General features: G+C 66.9%; 26 protein-coding genes and 1 tRNA gene. 10 read left to right on the top strand and 17 right to left on the bottom strand.

Going from position 1 to position 25,700, the window contains the following annotated elements; translation table 11 throughout:
• Positions 1-24 precede the first annotated feature (24 nt).
• From ACI3KX_RS02195 to ACI3KX_RS02175, 5 genes are all read right to left on the bottom strand, one after another.
• The gene (locus tag ACI3KX_RS02195) at positions 25-615 is read right to left on the bottom strand and encodes a fasciclin domain-containing protein (protein WP_363358090.1); all 591 of its coding nucleotides are present in this window, start codon (positions 613-615) and stop codon (positions 25-27) included.
• A gap of 186 nt (positions 616-801) precedes the next feature.
• Positions 802-1,590, bottom strand: a complete 789-nt coding sequence (locus ACI3KX_RS02190; protein ID WP_404907457.1) for an anti-sigma factor — start codon at positions 1,588-1,590, stop codon at positions 802-804.
• The gene (locus tag ACI3KX_RS02185; RefSeq protein ID WP_404907456.1) at positions 1,577-2,128 is read right to left on the bottom strand and encodes an RNA polymerase sigma factor; all 552 of its coding nucleotides are present in this window, start codon (positions 2,126-2,128) and stop codon (positions 1,577-1,579) included. The genes ACI3KX_RS02190 and ACI3KX_RS02185 overlap by 14 nt, the downstream gene beginning before the upstream one ends.
• A gap of 37 nt (positions 2,129-2,165) precedes the next feature.
• Positions 2,166-2,801 (bottom strand): class F sortase, encoded by a 636-nt coding sequence (locus tag ACI3KX_RS02180; RefSeq protein ID WP_404907454.1) that lies wholly within the window; start codon positions 2,799-2,801, stop codon positions 2,166-2,168.
• An 11-nt stretch (positions 2,802-2,812) separates the two neighbouring features.
• Positions 2,813-3,637 carry a DUF4397 domain-containing protein gene (locus ACI3KX_RS02175; protein ID WP_404907453.1) on the bottom strand — a complete coding sequence of 275 codons (825 nt, stop codon included), beginning with the start codon at positions 3,635-3,637 and terminating at the stop codon, positions 2,813-2,815.
• A 188-nt stretch (positions 3,638-3,825) separates the two neighbouring features.
• Between ACI3KX_RS02175 and ACI3KX_RS02170 the strand changes: the two genes are divergently transcribed.
• The 9 genes from ACI3KX_RS02170 (at position 3,826) to ACI3KX_RS02130 (ending at position 11,176) form a co-directional block, all read left to right on the top strand.
• A tRNA-Met gene (locus ACI3KX_RS02170) sits at positions 3,826-3,901 on the top strand.
• Between the two features lie 745 nt (positions 3,902-4,646).
• Positions 4,647-5,447: an aminoglycoside N(3)-acetyltransferase gene (locus ACI3KX_RS02165; RefSeq protein WP_404907451.1), complete on the top strand. Its 801-nt coding sequence runs from the start codon at positions 4,647-4,649 to the stop codon at positions 5,445-5,447.
• A gap of 168 nt (positions 5,448-5,615) precedes the next feature.
• A complete protein-coding gene (locus ACI3KX_RS02160) occupies positions 5,616-6,290 on the top strand; it encodes an alpha/beta fold hydrolase (protein ID WP_404907450.1) in 675 nt (224 codons plus the stop codon).
• Between the two features lie 207 nt (positions 6,291-6,497).
• Entirely contained in the window at positions 6,498-6,860 is a 363-nt protein-coding gene (locus tag ACI3KX_RS02155) for a hypothetical protein (RefSeq protein WP_404907448.1), read from the top strand.
• A gap of 54 nt (positions 6,861-6,914) precedes the next feature.
• Positions 6,915-7,379, top strand: a complete 465-nt coding sequence (locus ACI3KX_RS02150; protein WP_404907447.1) for an NUDIX hydrolase — start codon at positions 6,915-6,917, stop codon at positions 7,377-7,379.
• Between the two features lie 229 nt (positions 7,380-7,608).
• The gene (locus ACI3KX_RS02145) at positions 7,609-9,165 is read left to right on the top strand and encodes a right-handed parallel beta-helix repeat-containing protein (RefSeq protein WP_404907445.1); all 1,557 of its coding nucleotides are present in this window, start codon (positions 7,609-7,611) and stop codon (positions 9,163-9,165) included.
• Positions 9,166-9,385: 220 nt separating this feature from the next.
• Complete coding sequence (locus ACI3KX_RS02140; RefSeq protein WP_404907443.1) at positions 9,386-9,793, top strand: hypothetical protein; 408 nt, start codon at positions 9,386-9,388, stop codon at positions 9,791-9,793.
• Between the two features lie 273 nt (positions 9,794-10,066).
• Entirely contained in the window at positions 10,067-10,768 is a 702-nt protein-coding gene (locus ACI3KX_RS02135) for a DUF664 domain-containing protein (protein WP_404907441.1), read from the top strand.
• Positions 10,769-10,771: 3 nt separating this feature from the next.
• Positions 10,772-11,176 carry a DUF2255 family protein gene (locus ACI3KX_RS02130; protein WP_404907439.1) on the top strand — a complete coding sequence of 135 codons (405 nt, stop codon included), beginning with the start codon at positions 10,772-10,774 and terminating at the stop codon, positions 11,174-11,176.
• 131 nt (positions 11,177-11,307) lie between these two features.
• Here ACI3KX_RS02130 and ACI3KX_RS02125 read toward each other — a convergent pair whose 3' ends face one another.
• From ACI3KX_RS02125 to ACI3KX_RS02115, 3 genes are all read right to left on the bottom strand, one after another.
• Entirely contained in the window at positions 11,308-12,129 is an 822-nt protein-coding gene (locus ACI3KX_RS02125) for a hypothetical protein (RefSeq protein ID WP_404907438.1), read from the bottom strand.
• Positions 12,130-12,167: 38 nt separating this feature from the next.
• On the bottom strand, positions 12,168-12,641 hold the full coding sequence (locus tag ACI3KX_RS02120; RefSeq protein WP_404907436.1) for a hypothetical protein: 474 nt from the start codon (positions 12,639-12,641) through the stop codon (positions 12,168-12,170).
• 762 nt (positions 12,642-13,403) lie between these two features.
• Positions 13,404-15,389, bottom strand: a complete 1,986-nt coding sequence (locus tag ACI3KX_RS02115) for a histidine kinase (protein WP_404907434.1) — start codon at positions 15,387-15,389, stop codon at positions 13,404-13,406.
• A gap of 157 nt (positions 15,390-15,546) precedes the next feature.
• Here ACI3KX_RS02115 and ACI3KX_RS02110 point away from each other — a divergent pair, with 157 nt between their 5' ends.
• Positions 15,547-16,260 (top strand): response regulator, encoded by a 714-nt coding sequence (locus tag ACI3KX_RS02110; RefSeq protein ID WP_404907433.1) that lies wholly within the window; start codon positions 15,547-15,549, stop codon positions 16,258-16,260.
• Between the two features lie 298 nt (positions 16,261-16,558).
• Here the strand turns inward: ACI3KX_RS02110 and ACI3KX_RS02105 are convergent, their stop codons facing one another.
• The 9 genes from ACI3KX_RS02105 to ACI3KX_RS02065 form a co-directional block, all read right to left on the bottom strand.
• Positions 16,559-17,455, bottom strand: a complete 897-nt coding sequence (locus ACI3KX_RS02105; RefSeq protein ID WP_404907431.1) for a carbohydrate ABC transporter permease — start codon at positions 17,453-17,455, stop codon at positions 16,559-16,561.
• 12 nt (positions 17,456-17,467) lie between these two features.
• A complete protein-coding gene (locus ACI3KX_RS02100) occupies positions 17,468-18,418 on the bottom strand; it encodes a carbohydrate ABC transporter permease (protein WP_404907429.1) in 951 nt (316 codons plus the stop codon).
• A gap of 12 nt (positions 18,419-18,430) precedes the next feature.
• Positions 18,431-19,336, bottom strand: a complete 906-nt coding sequence (locus tag ACI3KX_RS02095) for a phosphodiesterase (protein ID WP_404907427.1) — start codon at positions 19,334-19,336, stop codon at positions 18,431-18,433.
• 25 nt (positions 19,337-19,361) lie between these two features.
• Positions 19,362-20,126 (bottom strand): tyrosine-protein phosphatase, encoded by a 765-nt coding sequence (locus tag ACI3KX_RS02090; RefSeq protein ID WP_404907425.1) that lies wholly within the window; start codon positions 20,124-20,126, stop codon positions 19,362-19,364.
• A gap of 34 nt (positions 20,127-20,160) precedes the next feature.
• A complete protein-coding gene (locus ACI3KX_RS02085; protein ID WP_404907424.1) occupies positions 20,161-21,474 on the bottom strand; it encodes an extracellular solute-binding protein in 1,314 nt (437 codons plus the stop codon).
• Positions 21,475-21,514: 40 nt separating this feature from the next.
• Entirely contained in the window at positions 21,515-22,717 is a 1,203-nt protein-coding gene (locus tag ACI3KX_RS02080) for an ABC transporter ATP-binding protein (protein WP_404907422.1), read from the bottom strand.
• A 101-nt stretch (positions 22,718-22,818) separates the two neighbouring features.
• Positions 22,819-23,760 carry a MurR/RpiR family transcriptional regulator gene (locus ACI3KX_RS02075; protein WP_404907420.1) on the bottom strand — a complete coding sequence of 314 codons (942 nt, stop codon included), beginning with the start codon at positions 23,758-23,760 and terminating at the stop codon, positions 22,819-22,821.
• A gap of 24 nt (positions 23,761-23,784) precedes the next feature.
• Entirely contained in the window at positions 23,785-24,633 is an 849-nt protein-coding gene (locus tag ACI3KX_RS02070) for a metallophosphoesterase family protein (RefSeq protein WP_404907418.1), read from the bottom strand.
• Between the two features lie 253 nt (positions 24,634-24,886).
• Entirely contained in the window at positions 24,887-25,657 is a 771-nt protein-coding gene (locus ACI3KX_RS02065) for a carbohydrate ABC transporter permease (RefSeq protein WP_404907417.1), read from the bottom strand.
• Between the last annotated feature and the right edge of the window lie 43 nt (positions 25,658-25,700).

Here is a 25,700-nt window from a genome sequence, read left to right as displayed (position 1 = left end):
CTGCACCTCTGAGACCGTCGGTCGCTAGGACGCGGGAACGAGGACGCGGTCGATCGTGTGGATCACGCCGTTCGTCGCCGGGATGTTGATCGCCCACGGCACGAGCCGCGGGTCGCTCAACGCCGGAGTCTCGTCGCGCAGCTTGATGCCGCGCGGCTCGACGACGCCGCCGTTGGCCATCGTGAGGGAGCCGGCCGTGATGACCTTCACCGGGCCGAGCTTCTCTCCCGCGACCACGTGGTACAGCAGGATGTTCGAGATCTGCTCGGTGGTGAAGGTCGAGGTGATGGTCGACAACGCCTCGGCCTCGCTCGCCGGCGCCGTTCCCGTGAGGTCGGTCACGAGCCGCAGGAACGCGCGGTCGTTCGGCGCGAACACGGTGTAGGTCTGGCCCGCATCCGCCAGCGCTCCGTTGAGCCCGGTGGCCACCACCGCCTGCACGAGGATGTCGTAGTCCCACGGGTTGCCGTCGGGTGTCCCGCCGCCCGATGCGGCGACGGCGACATCCACGATCGTGCCCGCGGGGGCGGCGCCGCCGTAAGCCTGGGCGGGCGTGGACGTGAATACGAGAGCCAGCGCGGCGACTGCCGCGACGGCCAGGCGAGACTTCTTCATGGTTCCGATCTCCTTCGATGCGATTCCCGGCACCGTCCGAACGGAGGGTGCCGTAGAGGTATTCGCTCGAAGCAGCCGAAACGGATGCAGGGGCGACGACTTGGTTTCAGACATGACCGCGCCCGGGCACAGAGCGCCGGGGACAGAGCGCCCGGGACAGAGCGCCCGGGCACGGAGCGCCGCCGGTCAGCTGAAGTCGAGCTGCCCGCGCACGATCGAGTCGCCGGAGTGGGTGGGATCGCCGTCGAGCGGCTCCTGCGAGACGTCGACGAGCACGTAGTCGCGCAGGTCGACGTCAGCGGGGACGACGAAGGTGCCCTTCCTCCCGTCGAGCTCGCCGAGACTCACCAGTGCTGAGGCGTCCTCGGTGATGAGCCAGACCTCCCGGAACCCGTCGCCGTCATCGGAGTCGTCGAGGCTCACGGTCAGCGTGCGCTCTCCGTCGGAGAGCTCCGTCACCTGCGCCGTACCGGTGGCACCGGGGTGATCGGGGAAGGCGGCGAGCGTCGCCGACGCGATCTCGACCGACTGCGGCGCTCTGACGAGGTTCCATACGCCGACGATCGCCAGGACGGCGGCGATGCTCGCCGCCAGGGTGAAAAGCATCCGTCCGCCTCGTCGCGTCCGGGGCCTCTCCGGCTGCTCGTTCTCGACCGGCACCGGAGCCACCGCGGGAGCGACGGCGGGAGCGGCCTCGGCGGCGGGAGCGGGCGCGGCGGCGCTGGGCGCGGTGCTCGCGTCGGATGCCGCCGCGGACTGCGACCGGACGTCATCGAGGATGCGATCCCAGACGCGCTCGGGCGGCGTCTCGAGCTCACCCAGACTCACGGTGGACCGGCCGACTGCCACGGTGTGCTCGAGACCTGCGAGCTCGATGGCGCAGGCGTCGCACGTCGCGAGGTGTTCCTGCTCGGCATCCGTCACCGCTTCTCCGACGGCGACCAGCGCGAAACGCTCGGGGTCAAGGTGCGGCATGGGACACCTCCAATCGGTCACGCAAGCGGGTGAGACTTCGGCGGATGTGACTCTTCACGGTACCCAGCGGCATGTCCAGGCGCGTCGCGATCTGCTGGTGGGTGAGGTCGTCGTAGAACGCGAGCCGCACCACGCGCTGCGCGTCGGGCTCGAGGTGGTCGATCTCGTCGGCGAGCAGCAGCCGGTCTCCGAGGTCGATGTCGGACGAGATCGACTCGTCGGTCACGGCGAACCGCTGCAGCTTCTCCTGCAGCTCGCGCACGCGCCGGCGCGCCTCAAGGGTGTCGGCGATGCGGCGGCGGGTGATCGTGATCAGCCACGTCGACAGCCGACCCTTGGCCGGGTCGTACGACGCCCGCGAGGTCCACGCCGAGACGAACGTCTTCTGGGTCACGTCCTCCGCATCCCCTCTGTCGCCGAGCACCCGCAGGGAGAGGGTGAACACGATCGGCGACCATCGTCGGTAGATCTGCTCGAGGGCGCGCTCGTCACCGGCGGCGAAACGGCCGCACAGCTCGCGCTCTTCCTCGTCGTCCACGATGGTTCCCCTCTGGTCGTCCGGCGCCATCGCCGGCTCACGTGATCGGGGTCGCGATTGCGACCACGTTATCGGCGTACCGCCCGGTGCGGGAGTCGAACTGCCCGCCGCACGTGATCAGCACGAGGGTTCGGCTGCCCGATCGGGCGAACAGCTGGTCGACCGGCAGGTCCGCCTTCGGGTAGTACGTGACGCTCTGCACCTGGTACCTGCGCACATCGCCTGCGGCATCCGCCACCTCCACGATCTCCCCCACGGGGAGGTCCCGCAGCCGGCTGAACGGGCCGATCGGGTACTGCGGCGAGTCGACGTGGGCCGAGATCACGACATTGCCGTCGGATGCCGCCGGGTCGGATCCGAAGCGGTACCACCCGCCGATCGCCGGGTCGGCCGGCAGCTCCATGAAGCCCCCGGCCTCCACGCCGACCGGAACCACCGGTACGTCGACGTCGATGGAGGCGGCGACCACCCTGACCGGCGGCACTGGCAGCCGTGCCGGAGCGGGGGTGGCCGCCGCGATCGGCACCTCGACGGCGGGCGTCGGACGTGCCGTCGCCGTCGCCGTCGCAGATGGTGCCGGCGCTGACGGGGCGGCCCCTGGGGGTGAGCCGCACGCCGTCAGCGCAAGGGCGATCGCAAGAGATGCTCCGACTCCTGCGACCGCCCTGCTCATGTCTCGGGACTTCAGCGCTGTGCCCGGCTGCGTACGAGGACGAGAGCGGATGCCGCGACCGCCGCCGCGACGACGAGACCGCCGATCGCCCACATCGACTGCTGGAACATGTCGCGCTGCGCGAGCTGGCCACCTGTCCCCGAGTTCACGCCGTCAGGCGCCGAATGCAGGCCCGTGACGGTCTGCACGGCGAGCGCGAGGTTCTCGTCCTCGAGGCTGCCCCATGCGTAGGCGATGGTGAGCACGCCCTCCTGCACGTCGACGGGCGCCGGTCCGAGTACGGGATCGGTCGTTCCGGCCGCCGCCACGGAGGCCTCGATCGTTCCGGCGGGCAGATTCAGGGATGCCTCATCGGGGTTGGCGAGCCCTTCGATCACGGCCGTTCCGCCCGCGAGCACGTCCACCGCAGGTGCAGCCGCAACGTGCCGAACAGTGAGGCGTCCCTCCCCCGCCGCCGTGGGCGACGTGTCGTTGACGAACGGAGTCACCGTCGGCGAGCCGGATTCGTTGAGGTGCGCGACGGCCGTGTAGTTCTTGCCGGACTCGAGCGTGAGCGTCACCGGTCCGAGCACGGGCGAACTGGCATCGGTGGCGTCGGTCGCCGTCAGCGCGACCTCGTAGGCGCCCGCGGGCAGATCCAGCGGCCCAGCCAGGTCACCCGGCTGGAAGTCGTCGAGCGTGAGTGCGCCGTTGACGTAGACGTCGACAGGCGTGTCGGGTATGCCGTGCAGTACCGAGAGCACGGCGTTGCTGTTCGTGGCCGCGTTTGCGGGGATGCCCACACTGAGTGCGGCGACAATGCCGGCGGCGATTCCCGCGAGAACCTTCTTTCGCACAGTGTTCCTCCTTCTTCGAGCGGCCGGTCGCCGCGTGTTGAAGAGTTGTTCCTGCAGGAGGAGGGTTTCGGATGCAGGTGGCGCGAAGTTTTCTCGCGATGCGGCGTCCGTCGTCACATCTCGTCACGGCCCGACACGCTCGGTCACCCCCGCGCACGTCAGGCCGAGGAGGTCTACGGTGGTGTCATCGCGGCGATCCGGGCGGTCCCGGGCTCCGGTTCATACCCGGCAGCGTTGCGGGTTCGACTCCCGCCGTCGCGTCCACGAATACTGCGGATAAATGCCTGTTCAAGGCCACTTTCTCGACCGCTAGCTCCCGGCAAAATGAGCGTTCTGCCCACACTTTGCCCACACTTTTCGAGCTCGACACCCGCTGATACACGTCGCCCTAGTACGCAAGAGCTTGCTCTGGACTTCGCGTCGCCGGTGGGCGGCCCCAGCAATCGAGCCCCTTCGCTGACCCTCGCGGCGGAGTCGGTTGGCACACCTGCGTGTCAAATGACCATCCCCCTCCGGGCATGATCGCGGGCGGGCTTTACGGGCGCACGGCGACTGCACAGCCGCGGCACCGCGTCGCCGGGCTGAGCTCGATCGCTGAGCGACCGGTCATCGCGCTGCCGGAGTCGGCTCAGCACTACTTCCTGTCCGCGAGACTCTTGTTAGGTGAGCCAGCGGCCCGTTAGGGCTCTCAGCCGTCCCGTCTGCCAGAGCCATGAGGGGTGTGGCCTGGCCCCCGACGAGCAAGAGACGTGAACTGACCACAGGCCCCTGTTGATTGCATGGTGCATCGAATTCGAGATTGTTACGGCATCGAAGCTGTCAATCCCTCTGAGGGATCGCGACGGTCAGTTCGGCATGGCGCCGAATCCGCCTCCACACCGTTGAGGCTTAGCTGCTGCCGCTGAAGGTCGAGCGCATCCGGAGCGCGCCGGCCTCCGCAGTGGACGGCCTGTAACTGGGCAACGTCATGGATCCTGAGCCACGGGGTGCTCGCTCATAGGATGCTGGCATGGAGCAGGCAGAGCCACACACGTTGGCGTCGATTGCCCAAGATCTCCGCTCTCTGGGCTTGTCGGAGGGCGACACCCTGTTGCTCCACGGGTCTCAGCGCAGCCTTGGTTTCGTCGTCGGCGGCACCCAGACGGTCGTGCAAGCGATCCTCGACGTGCTCGGCCCTACGGGCACTTGTGTCGTGCCGACGCAGACCTCAGACAACACAGAGCCGTCCGCGTGGCTCCACCCTCCTGTCCCGCGGGAGTGGTGGCCAGTGATCCGCGAGAGCACTCCGGGTTTCGATCCTGCGCGCACTCCGAGCCGATGGATGGGTGTCATCGCTGAAGCGGTGCGCACCTGGCCAGGAGCGGTGCGGAGCAACCATCCGCAGTGTTCATTCGCGGCTCTCGGGTACCGCGCGAACGAGATCGTTGCAGAACATCGTCTGGACGATGCCCTCGGTGAATCTTCTCCACTGGGAGCGATCTACCGGCTCGGCGGCAAGGTCATGCTCCTGGGGTGCGGCTATGACTCGAACACCTCTCTGCACCTGGCCGAGTATCGCCAGAAGCAACCACCGCTCGCTACGACCGGTTCTTCCGTTCTCGGTCCCGACGGCCTAAGTCACTGGGTCAGCTGGAGCGATATCGTCACCAGCGACAAGGACTTCGAACAGCTTGGTGAGGCCTTCGAGGAATCCGATGGAGCGGTCATCGGACACGTGGGCAACGCGAGAACCAGTCTCATGGAGCAACCGGCGCTGGTTGACTTCGCGACGACCTGGATGGCCACCTGGCGTAGTTCGTCCGCGACCTGAGTCATCGCTCAACCCCTCCGTACCCCCATCGGAGTGGCGAGACCGCACACCGCGACGTCGCCCGGCCTCACCGTCAGAAGCAATCGACGCTCGACTCAACACCGCTGAGACATGGCTCGCTGAAGGACCGCCTTGCGTTTGACGGGATGGCGTTCGTGGGCGGTGCTCGTGAGCAGGACTGCATACGATCAAACGATGCGTGTGTACCTTCACGGCTCTGGTCGCTCCGGGCGAGACGCCTGGCCAAGCGCGCTCGCTGCGAATGCGGTTTTCGCCGACGTGGCGACCATGGATGGCAATGACGCGAAGATCGCCGAACTGAGCCGCATCACACCTAAAGGCTCCGTGCTCTTCGCCCACTCCGCCGGCGCGGTGCCGGCGGTACTTTCAATCGACCGCAAGGCGGTGTCCGTGGAAGCGCTGGTCCTTCTTGAACCGGCGCTCTACGACGTCGCGCGGGGGATGCCAGCGGTAGAGCAGCACATCGATGTGATCACCCACGCGCGGGCTCTCGCTGACGCCGGGGATCTCTACGGCTTCTGGCGAGAGGTCCGGCCGGTGATGTTCGGAGGCCCTGCCGAGCAGGAGAAATGGGTGGCCGAGGAGGCGCTCGCGGCTCGGTTCGCGTCCGTGGAGCTGCCCTGGGGTCACGCGGTGACGCCGGACATGATCGAGGGCGTACGCACGCTCGTCATCACCGGGGGCTGGAACGCGGAGTACGAAGCGATCGCCGCCGTACTCGTCACCCACGGCGCCACCCACCAGCAACTCGTCGGCAACGAGCACCGCCCTCAGGACCACCCCGACTTCGAGGCAGCAGTTCAATGCTTCCTCGAAGGCTGACGTTCAACTCAAATGCGCGCCAGCCCAAGCGCTCTCCGAGGGACCGTATACGAGCGACCTCGTGATGCGTCCGAGTTCGGGTGCCGCTCTGGAGCCGGCACTTCGGGCGTCTCAGCGCACGTCGGTGGTACCGCACTCGTTCGCTGCCCTCGCGAGGACCAGCCTCCGTGCGCCAATCGGCCCGTAGAGGTCTCATACCATGTCCACGTGCTCCGAGCCCCAGAACCTGACGCGAGCCTCGACCCGTTTCGAGATGGCATCGCAGTTCTGACGCGGGACGGAAAGGTCGAAGGCCACGTGGCGTCGACCGTCGGTACTTTCTGGTCTCCATCACGCCCGTTCACGAAGCAATGGTGGGTATGGCTAACGGTCGTCTGGAGCAACGGTGATCGCGAGCGGCCGTTCGAGGACTACCCGCCGTGCTGGACCACCGTGGGCGAACTCAAGATCGGTCGATTCGAGTGGACTGACGAGGGCATTCACTGGGGTGATTACAACGCCGAGTGGTTGCCCTCCGAGGAGCGCGCTCGTGTGCGTCAAGAGCTCCTTATCTCTGGCGACGACTTCTGAGTGTCCGCGCGGTGGACGACGGTATGTGAGCGGGCCAATCCCTATGCTGACGACGTGGACGGTGCCGAGCGAGTTCTCTTCCAGTCGGAATCGCCAGCCTGGCTGCCCGTTGGGAGCCGCGTCGAGATCGTGCGACGAAGGGAGCCTCCTCAGCCGATGAGCCTGGTGCGGCTGATGCTCCGCCGCGAAGACGAGATCTTCTGTGTGCCACGCAACGACACCGGGAAACTTGATCTACCCACCCGGTCCACGGGTCGGGGGGACATCGACGGAGCGAAAGCAATCGCCGCACTGGCGGAGGCGGTCACCGGCTCGACCGGACCGCCTCTCTTCTTGGGAGCTGTGCGCAACATCGTCCCCGTCCCACCGGACACCTACCCATGGCCGGCACCGCGTGCCCACTTCGGGATCTGGCTAATGGATGCCGCACCGGTCCTCGACGGCAGCTGGATCAACCTCGTCCGGCCTGATTCACTCCTGCGGGATCGACACTGGTATCCGCTCGTCGAAACGGTCTGAACGACCCTCTTGGGAGCGTCGTTAGGGAACCTCGAGCGTGACCGGTGAGGCGGTCGACCGGTTCTCGCAGCCCGCCCCGTTCGGCTCCGTCGTCACTTCGCATTCCACCGCCAGGATGGTTGTGAAAACGCTTTCCCTTTGCTTGAATCGTTCCACCAACCGGGTGCCTCATTGCCGACGCACTTCGTCACGATGCTGTGGCAGCACCAGAAATGAGAGAGAAGCCTCAATGAAAGCCTCAACTCGAACAGTCATCACGGGTGCCTGCGTCATCGGGCTCTTCCTGTCAGGCGGCGCCGCCCACGCGGACACCCAGCAGCCGGCCGAGGCATCAATGCGGTCGGTGCTTGACGTGCTGAGCGGCAGCGTCGGCGAGGACGGCCGCAAGTACTATGTGTCCCCGACAGGTAGTGACACCAACCCGGGTTCGAAAGGCGCGCCGTTCAGGACGCTAATTCGGGCGCAGGAGGCGGCATCCACCGGTGACGTCGTGTATATCCGCGGCGGGGTGTACGACGAGTTCGAGATCACCGAGACAGACAACCCGCACGAAAGTGTCTATCACTACGTGAATCCCATCTCTAAGAGCGGGATCACCTACATGGCCTACCCCGGTGATTCGCGTCCGGTGTTCGACTTCAGCAACGTACCCACCGACCAGCGCGTGGCGGCCTTCTACATCGAGACCGCTGTGACCGACGTCAACTTCGTGGGCTTCGATGTGACGGGCGTGAAGGTGGGCAATCAGAAGCAGTCGGAGGCGTTCCGCATCGCCGGCGGCGCCAATTTCGTGAACATGGCCGCCTACGGCAACGAGGCATCCGGCTTCTACTACACGATCGACGGCACCGGTGCTGTGGTCGACTCCGACGCGTACGACAACGTCGGCCCGACTGCGACCGCAGCGTCGAACACAGACGGCTTCGGCGCGCACGCGAAGAACGTGTGGTTCATCAACTCTCGCGCCTGGAATAACAGCGACGACGGTTTCGACAGCATTACCTCGGCAGGGCGCGTCGCGCACGTCGGCGCCTGGGCGTTCGGCCACCACGGCAACGTCGACGGCGTCGGCGACAAGAACGGCTTCAAGGTCGGCGGGTACGCGTACCGCACGACGGGCCTACCTGATCCGATTCCCGTGCACACCGTGATCGAGTCGCTGGCGGTTGACAACGGCGGAAACAATTTCTATGCGAATCACCAGCCCGGGCAGGCGGCGTACTGGATCAACAACACGGCGACCGATCCCGGATACGGCTCGAACTACAACATGCTCGAGCGCGTGAGCCCGACGAGCCCCGACGACATCGCCGGATTCCGCGAGGTGCTGCACGGCAACCTTGCCTACGAGGGCCTGACGACTTCGAACAACGACACCACGCCGGAGAATGAGACGAACAACTCGTGGACGATCGGGGAGGGCCTGAGGCTGACCGACGAGGACTTCGTCAGCGTCGACAGCACACAGCTGACCGCGGCACGCCGCGCGGACGGCAGCCTGCCCGAGGTCACCTACCTCAAGCCGGTCGCGGGAACAGCCGCGGACGAGAACGACCTGGGGTACCTCGCCCACGCGAATGACCCGTACGCCACGCTCAGCGAACTCGTGACCACCTATACGCAGTCGGGCGACATCTCCAGCGCCCAGCTCAACGAGGAACTCCAGCTCGAGCTGCAGCGGCACCGGACGGACCAGTTCGTGAAGGCCCTCAGTGACGCCCCGAGCGACCAGATCAGCGACTACGCCGTCGACACCCTCACCCTGGTGACCGCCGCGCTGACGTAGGCAGCAGCCAGCACTAACTCCGGGCATGATCGGGTGGTGGCTTCCCTCGAACACGGAGGCCACCACCCGCTTCCACCAGGATCTCTAAGACACCGCCGAGCGTGATCGCATGTACGAGCTCCACAACTTCGGTACGCAGAAGGACCGGCATCGGGGCAGTCACGAACCCTCTCCGCGACGCTGCTTGCACGCTGGCCCTGGCCACCCCTACGCTCGCGCCATGAAGCGCCGCGCCCCCATCTTCGTTCTTGCCCTCCTCGTCCTCGGGGCGGCGCTCACGGGATGCGCGCAACCCAGCACACCCGCGATCTTGGACCGCCAGCGCACTGCTGTAGATGAGCTGCCCGCAGACCTCACGGCCGAGGTTGACGCCGAGACCAGCAGGTATGTGGGTGAAGATTCAACAGGCAATCGCTACTGGGTGGTCCGGAGCGAAGGAATCAACGAGACGTGCATCATCCTCCTCGAAGAGGACACCGCCGGCCCCTGGTCGGGCTGCGGCGGCGCGCCCATAGCTCTGACGATCGGAAGCGGGTTGAGGGTAGGGCTCGCGGACTACCCGGACCAGTTGTCGGAAAGCAACGCCGAGCTAGTGGGCGACACACTCCTCGTCGGCACGACGCGCTAGAGCGGCCGAACGGACTCACTTGCGCGAGCCCGCACCTTGCAGTCGACACAAGGCCCGTCGGTGCACGCACAGGATCCGCTGCGGGCAATTATGGGCGCTCAGGTGGTGACTTCAATCGGTCAGCATCGTGTTCGCACCGTCTGCGGATCGCGGGGCTGAAACCTTGGAGGCGGAGGACTAGGTAGCTGGTCAGCTGGGATGATGTGCCTCCTTGTCGCGTACGACGTCATCCGGGTGTAGCGAGCGTGACGCGCGAGGTCGAGAATGACGCCCATGACCTGGAACTCATCGAAAGGGGTAGCGCCGCTCGTGCAGGTGTCGCGCATCGCGGCCGCGTTGCCCGCCTTGTCCGCGGCTGAGCTGGACGAACTCGCCGACGCGGTGGAGGCACTGACCGACGCGATCGGCCTGCAGCGCGACTGGCCCGCGAACGACCCATCCGATGTCGAGCGCGCCCAGCACGAGGCATCCGTTCCTGTGCTCTCGGATGTCGACGTGTCGCGCTGGAGCGAGCCAGATGACACCGGCGACGAGCGCGCGGACCTTGTCGCATGGCTCGAGTATCAGCGCCATGAGTTCCTTCGGAAGCTCCGCGACCTGTCCGCGGAGCAGGCCCTGCGATGGGCGGTACCGTCCGTGGAGTTATCGGTTCTGGGTCTCGTTCGCCACATGCGGCAGATGGAGGCGGGATATCTCGCGTGGGGTCTGAGCGGTGAGGGTGCGCGAGACTTCTACGGCGACGACGACTTCGCAGGCGGCTCGCTGGAGAGCGTCGGCGATGACATCAGCGGGTGGCTGACCGAGGTGAAGCGAGCGGATGCCGCGATCGCGGCCTCGCCGTCGCTCGATGCGCGCGGGCTCGGTCATGGCCGGACGCTGCGATGGTCGCTCATCAAGATGCTGCACGAATACACCTTGCATGCCGGCGAGGCGCACATGATTCGCTTCGCCGCGCTCGGCGAGATGAGGCGCTGATCCATGCCCGATCCAGCGCCCTCTGACATCGACTCCGGTTCATCGTGGACGCCCGCGCAGTTGCGCGTGCTCGACGACGCGATCGAGATCGAGGTCTCGGCTTCGCGTCGCGAAGGCGGCCTCAGCCGCTGGATCCCGATCTGGGTCGTCGTCGCTGGAGCCGATGTCTTCGTCCGCACATGGCACCGGCGCGACACCGGATGGTACGGCGCGGCAGTCAGGTCGGCGGCCACACGCATCCGTGTCGGCGACGTCTCGATCGATGTGATCGTCACGGCGACCGGTGTGACGGATGCTGCCGCGGTCGACGCCGGTTACCGCAAGAAGTACGGCGATCTCGCAGCCCGCAGCATGGTCACCGCGGAAGCCGCGGCGTCCACCCTCCGCCTTGACCCGTGTGCTGACTGACCGCGACTACTCGTGTGCCCGTAATGGCTCGGCGACCGCCCCTTACCGGGCGCTCCATGAGGATCCCTGGACGGCTAGAGGCAGGTTGCCGTCATCGACCGGCGCGTGCGCGTTTGATCGCAGTCCGCGGGTCAGGCCATCTCACGCGGACGTCTGGACGCCTCGGATGGTGACACACTCAACACCGATTCGTCCATGAGGCTGAGGACCGTTCGACGGTCGGTCTCCGACAGCCCTTTGAAGAGCCGTTTCGCCCAGAACAGTGCTCGGGTCCTGCCCCCACGCCAGATCCCCAGGAGGACACCGATCGTGACAGGCAAGGTGTAGACGACGAAGTATTCGATGGGTGGCAGCGACCAATCTCCCACGACCAGGCTCCCACTCGCGTAGAGCACCGCCTCGTTCACCAGCACGGCGGCAAGTCCCCACGCCCAGGAACGGGAAGGAATGCGGTGCGCGACGTACCTGCCGACCGGCATGGATGCGGCGAGCATGACAATCAGCACTAGGCCTGCGGCCGTGCCGGCTCCGGAGCCTCGCTCGACCAGATCGTTGTAGTCGGCTCCTGTCAGGTGGCCCGACGACTCTGCATCCGCCAGCGTCATGTATGCGAGCGTGTAGCCAAACACCAGACTGAGCAGAAAGGCGAGGCCCAGCATCCCACTCGCGACGATCAGGACGTAGACCGGAGGTCGCGTGAAGCGCCCCGCGAGCAGCTCACTCGTCCGAGTCTTGTGAGCTCGTCGACGGTCAGAGCGTTTGATCGCCAACGCCGGGACCAATGCTCCGGATGCCGTTGCGATCGAGGCGACTGCCGCGGCCGGAAGCTCCAAGCTGCCCAGGGCAGCCGCCACCGCCGCGACGACGATTGCTGACAAGAGCGAGATCACAGCGGTGCGCGCCGGTGACGCGTTGGATTCGGACGTCGCTACTTCAGTGGGTGCTGTACTCATTTCATCTCTCCGGTCTTCCTCCAGCGACGAGACTTCAGTCAGCTAGTGCTCGCCCGTGACTCGTATGCCCGCGAGTGCGGGGAAGGGAGTGCCGACACGCACAGGTATCCGCCCATGAGCGCCAGAGCGATCGCGAACGGTACGACGAAGAGGATCGTCGTGTTCTGCTCGTTCGATGCGAGCGCCCCCGCTGCGCTCACGCCGACGAGGATCGCCATCCACAGAGGCAGCAGTCCGACTGCGGCACTGCACCACGCGACGACCGCGATCCCCGCCAGCACGGCGATGACTCCCGGCCCGACAAACAGCGGCATCCACGGGAAGTCGCCGAGCGCCGTTTGGATGATGCCCCCCGTCAGCAGCAGTCCGACGCCCATCCCGAGCAGGATGAGTCCCGCCCCCGCCGTAGTCGGCTTGAGACCTGCGCGAATCATCAGGAGCGCCAGCCCCGCGACGCCGAGGACCAGCAGGACGAGGGCCGCGGTGCCCATCACCGCGATCAACGGTGTCATGGTCCGCATCGGGCGACTTGCGCACTCCTCGGGTCCCACACAGCCGATGGCTTGACCGGAGTGGATGATTGCCGTGCACGCGAGCCCGACTCCGCCGAAGAGAGCGCCGGCGCCTGACATCAGACGCAATAGGTGCGTTCCGCGGGCGGACGTTGTGCTGTCCATGTCGTGATCCTTTCTTCGAGTGGATTCAGAGTGCCGGTCACTAAGCGGGAGCCGCGTCGCCCTGGGGGCGTCACTTCGGCGTCGATCCGGGGGTGGACTGCCGCGAGCGGATCCCACATCGGGTGCACCCGTGGGTGTACAGGCGAATGCACACCCCGGGTCGATGTGCGGGGTGCCTCGCCAGAGCAGGCTCAAGTCAGCCATCCGGGAGGACGCCATGCGCACACAGCGATCGCCCCGCATTCGTGAACGACGAGAGTCGAGCCGCCTGCGACGACTCTCGGCTGTCGCGGCGATCACTGTGCTGACCGCCGTCGGCATCGGCGCAGCGCCGGCCCCCTCCTCGACCGCCTCCGCGTCATCGGCGATCGAGGGCGAAGTCGTTGTGCCTGAGAGGGCCGGCGTGGTCTGTGGACCGGGGGCGGCGTTCGGAAGCCATTCGCTGCGATGCGTGCGGGGGGTCGGACTCCGGCCTGTTGCGGGCAGCGCGCGCGGTCTTCTGCCCGTGTCGGCACCTCGCTGAACGGATGGCCGAACCCCTCGAACACACGGTAAGTCCGTCGCCGTTCGAGCCTCGCAAGGCCAGCCGCCTACGGTTCAGGCCGTGTGCACAGCAGGTGCGGATGGCTCGGCAACAGGCAGCCGCGCGTCGACCGTGAACGTCTCGCCGTTCGAAGACCAGCGCAGTTCGCCTCCTGCCAGATCCACCCGCTCGCGAAGGCCCAGCAGGCCGTAGCCTCCCGACAGCTCCGGGGTCGGCACGATGAACGCCGGTCCGGGGTCGCTGGCGATCTCAACCCGCACGAGCTGTGGCATCCACGAAACCGTGACGACGATATGCGCATCCATCCCGGAATGCTTGACGGCGTTGGTGAGCGCCTCGCGTGCGACGCAGTAGGCCGCGATATCCACGCTCGGCTCGAGGCGCTTGGGCGCGCCGATCACCTCGAGGTGGATGTCTTTGACGGTGCGACGTGTTCGCTCGACGAGTCTGTCCAGTTCGCCGATGCGCGCAGTATCCGCCGCTATGTCGGGACTGATGGTCGCGTCATCCTCTCCAAGCATGACGACGAGCTGATCGAGTTCGCGCATGGCCTCTGCGCCCGACTCTTCGATGGGCGCGATCGCCGCCGCCGCGCGCTCCGGGCTCTGCTCGATGATTCGTCGTGCTCCAGCAGCCTGCAGCACCATGACCGTGATCGAGTGGCCGATCACGTCATGGAGCTCGTAGGCAAGCCGCGCTCGTTCCTGTTGAACCGCGTGACGGGCGGCGCCGCCGGCGGTCTCCAATCGATCGATCTGCCGCCGCCTTCGTCCAGTGACCACGCCCGCCAGCCATACAGCGATGACGATGGCCGCGCTGCCGATGAGGTTCGATGCCATCACCTCTGGGTATTCGAAAGCTGTGATGGAGAGGTACGCCCAGGCGATCAGCGAAGTCGGGATGGAGATCCACAGGGATGTCGCGCTGGCGACGGCGGCTAGGGCGACCAGGACCGGAATGATCGGGGTCTGATTGTCGAACACGAAGTCGCCGCCGTGGAAGAGGACGACCGCGAGCGCCGTCGCGGCGATGACTGATCCGAAGACCACCACGGGGAACTGATGACGCCACAACAGGACGCACAGCGTCAGACCGAGGAAGAGGCTCGCCAGCAGCCGCATCCCACCCTCGTATGAAAGCGATGCCAGAAACATCGTTCCCGCGATGGCGCTGATCGTGACGAGAGCATCGCGGTCGCTGACCATCGTCAAGCGATCTCGAAACCGCCCTCTGACTGGGTCGTCGGCGTGCTCGGTTCGCTCCTCGACGGCGAGTTGCGGGTCGTCGTGGAGCAGATGCAGCAGGCGCCGGAGCTCATGCATGGCTTCGACCCCGGTCCGCTCGACCGCTGCGAACGCAGCGACCGCGCGGCCTCGATTGTCCGCGATCGTGACGCGCGCGACCGACGCTTCGGCCACCATGGCGGCCACCGCGCCACGGACGATGGTACTGAGCTCCGAGGCGATTCGGGATCGTTCGGCGAGCACCGCCGCGGCTGCGCGCTCCTGATCAATCTGAAGCTGTCCGAGCCGCGTCCGAATCACATGCGCGAAAGCGCCCAGCCCCCATGAGACTGCACACACGACTGCGGTGGCGAAGGAATTCCAAGCCGCGCTCGACGCGGGAAAGGCGACGACGAACACGAGGGTCGTGTGGGCGTACGTTACGCACAGGCAGATCAGCGAGATCCAGACATGACGACGAGCCGCGACCGCGCCGAGGCCGACCGCGACGGTGAGCATGCAGAGCAGTCCTCCGCCGACGGTGAGGCCGCCGATGGGTGCCAGGAGCGCCCACTGCAGAGCGATCACGCCGGCGAGAGCGAGTACCGGTGCTTGAGATCTCCATAGGAGCGGGCTGGTGATGACCACGATAGCGAGCAGCAGGAGCCACTCGCCGCTCCGGTGCGCGTCGATCGTGAAGAGCACGACGAGGTCGAACGCAACGAGACAGCCGACGACCAGCACATCGAACCGCACGGGCCACGCCAGACGAAGTCGGCGTCGACGCGAGATCGACGGTCGGTACGCGTCTCCCATGACACCTCCCTTCCGGATGATGCAAGCTTCCCGCGCCCACCCGGCCCGCGCATCCACCTGCGCGTCGATCCCACAGGTCGATCCCAGGGTTGATGCCGGATCCATCGCTCAAGCAGGGGCATGGCGCAACACCATTCGTCCGCGGGACACTGAGCACATGTCGACCGAGCCTGAGGACGCCGACACGGGACGTCCCGTGCGGGTCGTGCTCGTCGATGACGAAGCGCTCATCAGAGCCGGATTGCGCATGCTTCTCGACGCCGAGGACGGCATCGAGGTCATCGGCGAGGCATCCGACGGGCAGGCCGGCGTGACGTTGGTCGCAGAGTTGCAACCCGACGTCGTCGTCATGGACGTGCGAATGCCGCGTGTGGACGGCGTCGCGGCGACCAGGATCCTCACCTCCCCCGACTACCGGGACGAACATGGCGGGCCGCCGGGCATCCTGATCCTCACGACGTTCAGCGACGACACCGCTGTACGCGATGCCGTCCGCGCCGGCGCCGCGGGGTTCCTGCTCAAGAGCGCCGCCCCCGCGGTTCTGCCGGAGGCGGTGAGGTCGCTCGCGAAGGGCGATGGGTGGCTCGACCCTACGGTGACGCGATCTTTGCTGAACGAGCTCGCATCACGTGCCGAGCCTTCGCTCCCGACCTCCGCCGAGATCGACCAGCTGACCCGTCGAGAGCGGGAAGTTCTCGCGGCGATGGCGAACGGACGATCGAATTCACAGATCGCGACTGACATGTTCCTGAGCGAAGCCACGGTGAAGACACACGTCCATCGAATCTTCCTCAAGCTCGGCATCACCGACAGAGCACAAGCCGTGTCCGTCGCCTTCAGAACCGGATTCGTCCGCGCCAGCCAAGGCTGACCGCCCCGCACGGCGACCAGTTCGAGCGCCGGATGCGGAGCTTCCGGCAATGGATCGTGCAGGACTTCGCCTCGTCAGAGCACTCCGCATCCCAGTCGCCGTCTGCCACATGCGCGACAGGCGCCCCTCACCGTGCTGATGCTCGCAGACGGATCCTCTTCGGCCGGCCCCCGGGGTGGTGCCTGTCGGCGGCTGGCTGCGTCGACTGGCGAGTATTCGTCGGTGCGGCCGTCGCGGCGCTCGCGCTCGACTCGCAACGCCGAGCGCCCATACGGGAGAACGTCCGCTCCCTGACGGTCTACTTCAGGCCGGAGCGCACGAAGGCGTCGACGACGTAGCGCTGCAGGAAGATGTAGATCAGGAGCACGGGAACGCACGCGAGTCCGGCGGCGGCCATGGTCGCACCCCAGTTGTTGCCCTCGGCGGAGAGGAAGCTGCGGACACCGACCTGGATCAACGCATCGCCCTGCCGCATGATGAGCGCCGGCCACAGGTACTCGTTCCACGCCGAGATGAACCCCATGATGCCGAGAGCGGCGAGCGCCGGCTTCATGTTGGGCACGACCACGGTCCACAGCGTGGACCAGCTCGAACGGCCGTCGAGCTGGGCGGCCTCGAGCAGCTCGCGCGGGAAGGCGCGCATGTGCTGGACCATGAGGAGCACGGCGAATGCTCCGGCGAGCTGCGGCACGATGACGCCGCCGACGGTTCCGAGCAGTCCCATCTGGGAGACGAGGAGGTAGTTCGGGATCATCGTGACCTGGAACGGCACCAGCCATGAGCCGATGAACAGGAACATCAGGAACTTGCTGCCGACGAAGTCCCACACGGCGAAGCCGTAGGCGGCGAGGATCGCGATGAACAGCTGCACTGCCGCGAGGATGAGCGACATCACGAAGGTGTTGATCAGCATGCTGCCGATCGGGACGGTGTTCCACACGTAGGCGAAGTTCTCGAAGCTCAGGGGCCACGGCAGTAGTGTCTGGTCAAGCGCGTCGCCCGGCGCTCGCAGGGCGGTGGCGAACATCCAGTAGACAGGGAACACGCTGAACAGGGCGAGGGCGATGAGGATCACGTGGCCCACGATGACGCCGGCGCGGCTGCGCGAACCGACGGCGAGGTCTTCTACCTTGGATTGCAGGGTGTTGGCGCGACCGGTGACGGCGACCGGTGCGGCGACGGCGACGAATGCCATGTCGTGGTTCTCTCAGTTGTCGTAGAAGCTCAGTCGGTCCTGCAGCTCGAGGAACACGAGCGCGATGACGCCGAAGCCGAGGAAGAAGATGACCCCCGCCGCCGACGAGATGCCGGTGTCGAAGTTCTGGAAGCCGAACTGGTAGAGCAGGTAATAGATATTGGTCGTCGAGTTGGTGGGTCCGCCCTGTGTGAGCAGGTCGATGATCGGGTAGGTCCACTGCGCCGCCAGCAGGATCGTCATGAGCGCGAGGAAGACGATGGTCGGCGACAGCAGCGGTAGCGTGATGCGGCGCGTGATGGATCCCGTTCCGGCGCCGTCGAGCGAGGCGGCCTGACCGTACTCGGGGCTGATGCCGGCGAAGCCCGCCGCGACCACGAGGACGCCGAAGCCGAGCATCTGCCAGCCGACGATCACGATGACTGCCCAGATGGCGAGATCTGCGTCGCGGAAGACGTTCGGCATGTCGATGCCGGCACCGGCGAGGATCGTGGCGATGGCGCCCTGTTCCGTGAACAGCCAGCGCCACACCGCGCTCGTGGCGACCGGTGTCACGAGGAAGGGCACGAAGATCAGCGCCTGGTAGAAGGTGCGCAGCCGTCCGTGCACCTGCCGCGCGAGCATCGCGATGGCGATCGGCAGCACCAGAGAGAAGACCAGGAACGCCGCGACGTAGACCACGGTGTTGACGATCGCGGTGTGCAGCTCGGGCAGCTGCGCGACCTCGATGTAGTTGTCCAGGCCGACGAAGGTCTTCGGGCTGGTCGGCAGGAGGTTCCAGTCGTAGAACGACAGCCCGAAGGTCTGCACCAGCGGGCTGTACGTCCAGAGCAGCAGGAACGCGATCCCGGGCAGGACGTACAGGTAGGGCACGAGCCGGGCGGGGCGGATCCGACGCCGGCGAGGCGTCGGATCCGCGGTGCCGGCGACGGCTCCCGAGGGAGCGGCGACGGTGACGAACATGACGGAAGGGCCCTACTCCTGCACAGACGCGTTGACGACCGCGAGCTGCTCTTCCGCGCTGAGCTTCATGTATGACTCCAGCATCTCGGGCGTCATCTCGTACACGGTCGGGAACTGCCCGATCGGCACCACCGAGTGCAGCACCCGGTCCCCGTAGACGTGCACGAGGTTGTACGACTGGGCGCCGTCCTGACCCCGGGCGCCCGGGTACACGACGTTGAGGTCCTGCGTGTAGCAGGTGGCGGAGGCCACCGACACGGGCACGCCGGCGAACGTGCTGTGGGTCGAGTAGTGGAGGTGACCGCCGAGGATGCCGCGGACGTCGGTCCCCGCGATGGCCTCGGCGAACTTGTCCTGATCCTTCAGCTCGACGAGCGCCAGGAGTCCCAGCGGGCTCGGGACGGGCGGGTGGTGCAGAGCGATGAGCGTGCCGTCGGGTGCGGGCACCTCGAGCTCGCGGCGCAGCCACTCCAGCTGCTCGTCCGAGATCTCGCCGTAGTGCTGGCCCGGCACCGTGGAGTCCAGCGCGATGATCCGCAGCCCGTTGATGTCGAACACCCGGTCGACGGGCTCGGACTGCTCTCCGTCTTCGTCCAGCAGCCCGCGCCGGAACGCGACCCGCTCGTCGTGGTTGCCCATCACCCAGATCACCTGCGCTCCGAGCTTCTCAGCTGCGGGCTCGACGAGCGCGCGCAGCCGCTCGTATGCGTCTGCTCGCCCGGTGTCGGCGAGGTCGCCGGTGAACACGATCGCCTCGGGGCGTGCGTTGGACTTCGCGAAGCCATCGAACAGCTCAGCGAGGTTCTTGTCGGAGTCGATGCGCTCGTGCAGCAGGTCGCCGGTGCCGACGAAGTGCGTGTCGGACACGTGGAGGATGAAGTGCTCGGGCGCGGGATGCTGCGCCTGGATTCCGGTCATGGGTTTCTCCGTTCTGGGTGGTGTGTCAGTCGATGAGTGCGCGGGTGAGGCGCTCGAGTTCGGCGTCGGTCAGGCCCTGCGCCCGGAGGTAGGAAGCCGTTGAACCGTGCTCGCGCTCGATGCGGTCCAGCAGGGCTGTCATGATCGGGGCCGGGCTCGCGGTCACGAGCTCGACGATCTCGGGTGTGAGGTCGTGCCCTCTACCCTCGAAGGTCCGCAGCATGGCGTCGGCCCATTCCCCGCGCAGGTTGTTCGACGTCTGGGCGTAGTCGGCCACGACCTCGTCGCGGTCGACCCCAGCGGCGCGCAGCGCGAATGCCACCACGAGCCCCGTGCGGTCCTTGCCCGCCGTGCAGTGGACGAGCACTGCCTCATCGTCGGCGGCATCCGCGATCACCCGGATGGCGGCCGCGAGGTGCGCGCCGCGTTCATCGACCATGTGGTCGTAGATCGGCGCGAGCCCGATAGAGACGCCCGCCTGCACCGACGGAGCCGCGTCGTCGAATACCGGCAGGTGATGCACCCGCGCGTCGAGCCCGTCGAGCAGGCTCGGCGCCGTCCGTCGTTCGTCGGTGCCTCGCAGATCGACGATGTGCGCAATGCCGAGCTCGCCGAGCCGGGCCCGCCCGGCAGCGTCGATCCGGTGCAGTGCGTCCGAGCGGAAGAGCTTGCCCCAGCGGGTCGTCCCGGTGGCGGCGCGGTAGCCGCCGGTGTCGCGCAGGTTGTACACGCCCGGCACGGCGTGCAGCCGCACCGGCGCTTCGGCGAGGGTCTCGTCGGTGGTGCTCATTTGATCAGCTCCTGGGCGCGGTCCGCGGCATCCGTCATCGCGTCTGCGCGTCGGCGCCGTAGAAGATCGACTCCTCGATAGCGGTCGCCAGCACCTGATCGACCTGCGCGTAGCTGTCACCGGGGTACGAGACCCACGGCTCGAGGTCGTCGAGCTGAGCGAGGTTGGGCTTGACCAGCGGGTTCTGCTCCACCCACTCATGCAGCGGTCCCCCCTCCTCGGTGAGCGCGGTGCGCAACGGCAGGTAGCCGATCTCGGTCGAGATGAGCTCATAGGCGCGCGGGCTGGTCATCCACTGCATCAGCTCCCAGGCGGCCGCCTGCTTGGCGGGGTCGCTCGCGAACATGGCGAGGAACGAGCCGGAGTTGGTCGGCACGACCGGCTGGTCGTCGAAGGCGGGCAGCGGGCGGGCGTCGAGCGTCCAGCCGCCCGCCTGCGAGCCCTGCATGAACGCGCCCTGCAGCGCCGACGTGTTGACGTGGATCGCCGTCTTGCCCTGCGCGAACGCCTCATATTGCGACGTGGAGTCCTCGTTCGTAAGGATGCCGTCGTCGAACATGTCGCGGAACACCTGCACCGTATCCACGGCGGCGTCCGAGCCGAACCCGATCGTGGCACGGTCATCGCTCAGCACCTGCGCGTCGTTGGAGCGGAACAGACCCTGCATGCACCAGCTGCCGCCGGTCACGACGCAGGTCACGCTCAGCGACGGCGCGCCGGTCGAGGTCGTGATCTGCTCGGCGGCCGCGGCCACCGCATCCCATGTCGACAGGTCGACCGTCGCGGGGTCGAGCCCTGCCGCCGTGAACTGCGCCTCGTTGATCCACAGGATCGGCGTCGAGAAGACATAGGGCAGGCCGTAGGTCTCGCCGTCCCAGTCCGCCAGCACCCGCGCACGCTCGTGGTACGGGTACTCGCCGCCGAACTGCTCCTCCAGCCCCTCCTCGCCGACCAGGGCGGTGAGATCCTGGGCGCCGAGGGTGGTGGCGGCGAAGTCGAGCTCGTTGAACGTGAGCTGCGCGACGTCGGGCGGATCGCCGGCGAGCACCTGCTTCTGCACGCTCGCCGCGGTGCCGCTCGCCGAGTCGCTCGGCTGGCCGACGACCGTGATGTTCGGGTGCTCGGTCATGAACTCATCCAGCAACGTGTTGATCGTGTCGGACCAGATGCCGGCGTTGCCGAGGTTGTAGGACTCGAAGACGATCTCGACGTTCTGGTCGTCGGGGAGGTCAGTGAGGCCGGCAGCCGGGGCGGCGCCGGTCGCGGCGGCTCCGGCACAGCCGCTGAGCGCGGCGACGCCGAGCACGGCGAGCGAGGCGAGCCCGACGCGGCGGGTTCGGGTGTTCATGTCGTGGTTCTCCTGTTTTCGGGTGGGAAGGGACGGGGTATCAGGCAGTGAGGATGGGTTCAGCAACGCGCGCGGAGGATGCCGTGGGCTCGGGGTCGACTGTCGTCGCCGCGCTCTCGCCGGCCGCGGATGCGATGAGGTCGGTGGGGTCGACCTCGGCGACCCACTCGAGGCGGCGGCCGGTGGCGCGGTCGAAGAGGTGGATGTGCGAGGGGTCTGCTCGCAGAGTGAGCTGTTCGCCTACGGCGACGTGCACGTCGCGGGTGGTCCGCATGTGGATGCGGGAGTGACCTGTCGAGAGGGTGAGGATCTGCTCGCCGCCGAGGTTCTCGACGATTCCGACGGTGCCGTCGAGCAGGATCCCGTCACGTGCGTCTGAGAGGTCGGCGATCTCGAGGTGCTCGGGGCGGATGCCGACGACGACGTCCCGGTCGTCGGTGCTGCCCAGCCACAGGTCGCCCGCCAGGCCGTTGCCCGACAGGGACACGGTGCCCTGGCGGCCGAGGACGTGCGCGTCGAGCAGGTTCATCGCGGGGCTGCCGAGGAAGCCGGCGACGAACACGGATTCGGGGCGATCGTAGACCTCTTCGGGTGTGCCGTACTGCTCGATCGCGCCGGCGTTGAGCACGACGATCTTGGTCGCCATCGTCATCGCCTCGACCTGATCGTGAGTGACGTAGACGAAGGTCGCGCTCAGGCTGCGGTGCAGCGCTGTCAGCTCGTGGCGTGTCTGCGTGCGCAGTTTCGCGTCGAGGTTCGACAGCGGCTCGTCCATGAGGAACGCCTTAGGGTTGCGTACCAGCGCGCGCCCGACGGCGACGCGCTGGCGCTGGCCGCCGGAGAGTTCCTTCGGCTTGCGGTCGAGCAGGTGACCGATCTCGAGGGAGTCGGCGACGTCCTGCACCCGGCGCTGGATCTCCTCTTTGCCCAGCCGCTGGACCTTCAACGGAAAGGCCAGGTTCTTGCGCACACTCAGGTGCGGGTAGAGCGCATAGCTCTGGAAGACCATGGCGAGGTCGCGCTTCTTCGACGGCAGCTCGGTGATGTCGGCGCCGTCGAGCAGGATGCGGCCCGTGGTGGGTTCGAGCAGGCCGGCGATCATCCGCAGCAGCGTGGTCTTTCCGCAGCCGGACGGTCCGAGCAGGACGACGAACTCGCCGTCCGAGATCGTCAGGTCGATGTCGCGGACGGCAGCGGTGCTCTTGAAGCTGCGCCCGATGCCTGAAAGCTGGATCGTGCCCATGAGTCGCTTTCTGCAAGCGACTTACTGTGCGGGACCCTCCCGCGAAATTCGCTTGCCTGGCGATTCAAAGATGTGAAAGTGAATTGCAGGCAAACCCGGCGTCAACGGTCGGCGGTGCCGTCGCGAACATCGATGGCGACGTCCGGCTCGCCCTCGGGTTCTGCCGGCTCCGCCGGCATCTCCTCGGCGACGATGCCGAGCACTTCGTCGCGCACGGCCGCCCTCGCGTGCTCCGCGGCATCCGTCATCCGCTCAGCCACCGCGATCTGGAGCGCCGTCAGCAGCAGGAGTTGGACGAGGCCGCTGCCGAGTGTGCCCCGATCCCAGGCCTGGAACCGAGCGCCGCCGACGAGCAGCAGGTCTGCATGCTCGGCGATCGGTGCGCGAGCGAAGCCCGTCACACCGATCACGGTGGCGCCCGCATCCGCTGCCGCCGCGGCCGACGCGAGGGTGACCGAGTTCGCGCCGCTCGAGCTCACCACGAGGCACACGTCTCCTGGCGCGAGCACGCTCGCAGTCAGCTGCTGCACGACTCCGTCGCTGGGAGCCTCGCACGAGCGCCCGTTCATGATGAAGTTCACGGCCACGGCCTGAGCTGCCGGATGCGATCCGCCGGTGCCGACCACGAGCACACGCGGCGCACGCGCGATGGCGTCCGCAGCCGCGTCGAAGACACCAGGATCGACCGAGGCCAGCGAGCTGCGGATGAGGCCGGCCGCACCGTCTGCGAGCGTATGCAGCCAGCCCTCGGTGCCCTGGGGGCGCGCTTCCTCGTCCTGCGCGGCCGCACCGAGATCGCGAATGAGCAGCATCCGCATGTGTTGGAAGCCGCGGAAGCCCAGCGCCTGACTTGTGCGGCTGACCGTCGCAGCCGACGTTCCGGCGGCCTCGGCGAGGTCCGCGCCCGACATGTCGACGACTTCCTGGGGCCGCTCCGCGCAGATGCGGGCGACGCGCTGGGCGCTCGGGATGAGCGAAGGCAACACGGAGAGGATGTGGTCGATGGTTCCGCCGATCGGCGGTTCGGAGACGTGCGCGTGCATGCTGTCGGGTCTATCACGCCGCGATCACGCGGGGAGCACGACACCCATCGCATCCAAGGCGAGGCGCGCCTGCTCGACCTGCAGGAACTCCGGCTCCACGAGGTCGTGCGGCGCACGGAAGAAAGGAAGCGCCCCTCTCTCGTCGATCACATACTCGACCACGCCGAGCTGGATGAGCCCGGGACCGACGACGTCGGCGCTCGCGGCGCCGCGGTGCACGAACGCGGTCGACGGAGCCGAGACCACGGGCACTCCGTCGCGGTGCGTGAGCGCATAGTGGTGCAGGTGCCCGCTGCCATAGCCGCGGACGTCGAGTGCCGCCAGGGCGGTCTCGAGTCGGGGCAGAGCCGCCGGTCCCACCGACAGGCGCGGATCCTGCAGCTCTGGAGTGAACGCCCACACCGGCTTGTGCGTGAAGAACAAGGCGGGGCGCGGCCCGGCGAGGCCAGGAAGAGCCTCGATCCATTCCCACTGCTCATCCTCCTCGGGCAGCCCCGAGTCGAACAGCTCGCTGTTCACACCGATCACAACCCAGTCGCCGACCTCCTCGACGAACCGATCCTCACCGAAATGACCACGGAATGCGGCGACGCGCTCACTCGTGACCGGGCGGTCCCCGAACGGCTCCTCCCCCGGTTCGCCCACGTCGTGATTGCCGGGGAGCACGCGCAGGGGCGCCGCGATTCCGGCGAGTACCTCACGCGCGGCGACGCGATCTCGGTCCTCGTCCAGGTCGAGAATGGTCACGTCCCCGCTGTGCACGACGAAGTCGGGCTCCAGTGCGTTGATGAACTCGACGATCCGCACGGCGTTATCGGTGGGAGACCCGCCGAGGTGGCTGATGTGCGTGTCCGACAGCTGCACGATCTTCATGACTGCTCCAATGCATCGACAGAATGTCGCGCAACGGCGGATCCGCGACGCCGTCACGATAGGAGAGGCGAGCGACGTCCATGCAAACGAGCAGTGAATGACTCGTTCACGATGTCTACCGGCGATGAAACCTACTTCCGTCCCGCAACTCCCCAGGCGCCAGGGCACATACGGGCCGAACGCTGCTCTCCCGAGTTCGATCGGGTGATCCGTCCAACGGTGGACTCTTCGTGCCTCGGGGCTGTTCCTGCGGTCAACCTTTGATCGCGCCTGCGAGAACCGCCTTCACGAAGTGACGCTGAAGCAGCAGAAAGACGATGAGAGTTGGAGCCATGAGCAGGATGGCGGCGGCACAGAGCAGCACGATGTCGGTTTGGTACTGGCCCTGGAACGCTCCCAAGGCGCCCGCCATGGTTCGCTTCGCTGGGTCATCGATGAGGACGATGGCGAGGATGAAGTGATTCCACGTGTTCAGGAACAGCAGGATGCCCAACGTCACGAGCGCGGGCACGGCGAGTGGAAGGTGTATGTGCCGAAACAACTGCAACGTCGAGGCGCCATCCATCCGCGCGGCTTCTGACAACTCGAGCGGGACCGACCGGAAGTGTCCGGTCATCCAGAACACACCGAACGGCATCGCTAGGCCTACCAGCGGCAGGATCAGGGCCCATTGCGTGTTCAGCGTCCCCAGCTCTGCAGCCTGGTAGTAGAGCGGGATCACCGCGGACTCGAAAGGGATCGTCAAGCCGAGCAGGAATGCCACGTAGACGGCACGTCGCCCCTTTGGGCGAAGGTAACCCAGCGCAAACCCTGCCAGTGAAGAGAACAGCAGGGCGGCCGGCACAACTCCTAGAACGATGAGCGAGCTCGATGCTGCGAGTTGGAGGAAGTTGGTGGCCTCGAACGCTGCGGTGAAATTCTCCCAGTGAGCTGTGGTCGGAAGGGATAGTCCGGTCGGAGGGCGCCCTGGTTCGTGCAGTGCGGTGATCAGCATCGCGACGAACGGCAACAGCGTCACCGCCATGAGCAGGACGAGGGTGATGGACCCGCCCAGTTGCTGCCCCCGA

This window comes from Microbacterium sp. ZW CA_36 (assembly GCF_044987475.1).
GTDB lineage: Bacteria > Actinomycetota > Actinomycetes > Actinomycetales > Microbacteriaceae > Microbacterium.
The sequence above is the reverse complement of the archived record's forward strand: the minus strand, read 5'-3'. Positions and strand labels throughout refer to the sequence as shown.

Excerpts from the sequence above, each read along its gene's own strand:
- ACI3KX_RS02195 (WP_363358090.1), bottom strand. The coding sequence starts at position 615 with ATGAAGAAGTCTCGCCTGGCCGTCGCGGCAGTCGCCGCGCTGGCTCTC.
- ACI3KX_RS02190 (WP_404907457.1), bottom strand. The coding sequence starts at position 1,590 with ATGCCGCACCTTGACCCCGAGCGTTTCGCGCTGGTCGCCGTCGGAGAA.
- ACI3KX_RS02180 (WP_404907454.1), bottom strand. The coding sequence starts at position 2,801 with ATGAGCAGGGCGGTCGCAGGAGTCGGAGCATCTCTTGCGATCGCCCTT.
- ACI3KX_RS02165 (WP_404907451.1), top strand. The coding sequence starts at position 4,647 with ATGGAGCAGGCAGAGCCACACACGTTGGCGTCGATTGCCCAAGATCTC.
- ACI3KX_RS02145 (WP_404907445.1), top strand. The coding sequence starts at position 7,609 with ATGAAAGCCTCAACTCGAACAGTCATCACGGGTGCCTGCGTCATCGGG.
- ACI3KX_RS02140 (WP_404907443.1), top strand. The coding sequence starts at position 9,386 with ATGAAGCGCCGCGCCCCCATCTTCGTTCTTGCCCTCCTCGTCCTCGGG.
- ACI3KX_RS02135 (WP_404907441.1), top strand. The coding sequence starts at position 10,067 with ATGACCTGGAACTCATCGAAAGGGGTAGCGCCGCTCGTGCAGGTGTCG.
- ACI3KX_RS02130 (WP_404907439.1), top strand. The coding sequence starts at position 10,772 with ATGCCCGATCCAGCGCCCTCTGACATCGACTCCGGTTCATCGTGGACG.
- ACI3KX_RS02125 (WP_404907438.1), bottom strand. The coding sequence starts at position 12,129 with ATGAGTACAGCACCCACTGAAGTAGCGACGTCCGAATCCAACGCGTCA.
- ACI3KX_RS02120 (WP_404907436.1), bottom strand. The coding sequence starts at position 12,641 with ATGACACCGTTGATCGCGGTGATGGGCACCGCGGCCCTCGTCCTGCTG.
- ACI3KX_RS02115 (WP_404907434.1), bottom strand. The coding sequence starts at position 15,389 with ATGGGAGACGCGTACCGACCGTCGATCTCGCGTCGACGCCGACTTCGT.
- ACI3KX_RS02110 (WP_404907433.1), top strand. The coding sequence starts at position 15,547 with ATGTCGACCGAGCCTGAGGACGCCGACACGGGACGTCCCGTGCGGGTC.
- ACI3KX_RS02105 (WP_404907431.1), bottom strand. The coding sequence starts at position 17,455 with ATGGCATTCGTCGCCGTCGCCGCACCGGTCGCCGTCACCGGTCGCGCC.
- ACI3KX_RS02100 (WP_404907429.1), bottom strand. The coding sequence starts at position 18,418 with ATGTTCGTCACCGTCGCCGCTCCCTCGGGAGCCGTCGCCGGCACCGCG.
- ACI3KX_RS02095 (WP_404907427.1), bottom strand. The coding sequence starts at position 19,336 with ATGACCGGAATCCAGGCGCAGCATCCCGCGCCCGAGCACTTCATCCTC.
- ACI3KX_RS02090 (WP_404907425.1), bottom strand. The coding sequence starts at position 20,126 with ATGAGCACCACCGACGAGACCCTCGCCGAAGCGCCGGTGCGGCTGCAC.
- ACI3KX_RS02085 (WP_404907424.1), bottom strand. The coding sequence starts at position 21,474 with ATGAACACCCGAACCCGCCGCGTCGGGCTCGCCTCGCTCGCCGTGCTC.
- ACI3KX_RS02080 (WP_404907422.1), bottom strand. The coding sequence starts at position 22,717 with ATGGGCACGATCCAGCTTTCAGGCATCGGGCGCAGCTTCAAGAGCACC.
- ACI3KX_RS02075 (WP_404907420.1), bottom strand. The coding sequence starts at position 23,760 with ATGCACGCGCACGTCTCCGAACCGCCGATCGGCGGAACCATCGACCAC.
- ACI3KX_RS02070 (WP_404907418.1), bottom strand. The coding sequence starts at position 24,633 with ATGAAGATCGTGCAGCTGTCGGACACGCACATCAGCCACCTCGGCGGG.
- ACI3KX_RS02065 (WP_404907417.1), bottom strand. The coding sequence starts at position 25,657 with ATGGCGGTGACGCTGTTGCCGTTCGTCGCGATGCTGATCACCGCACTG.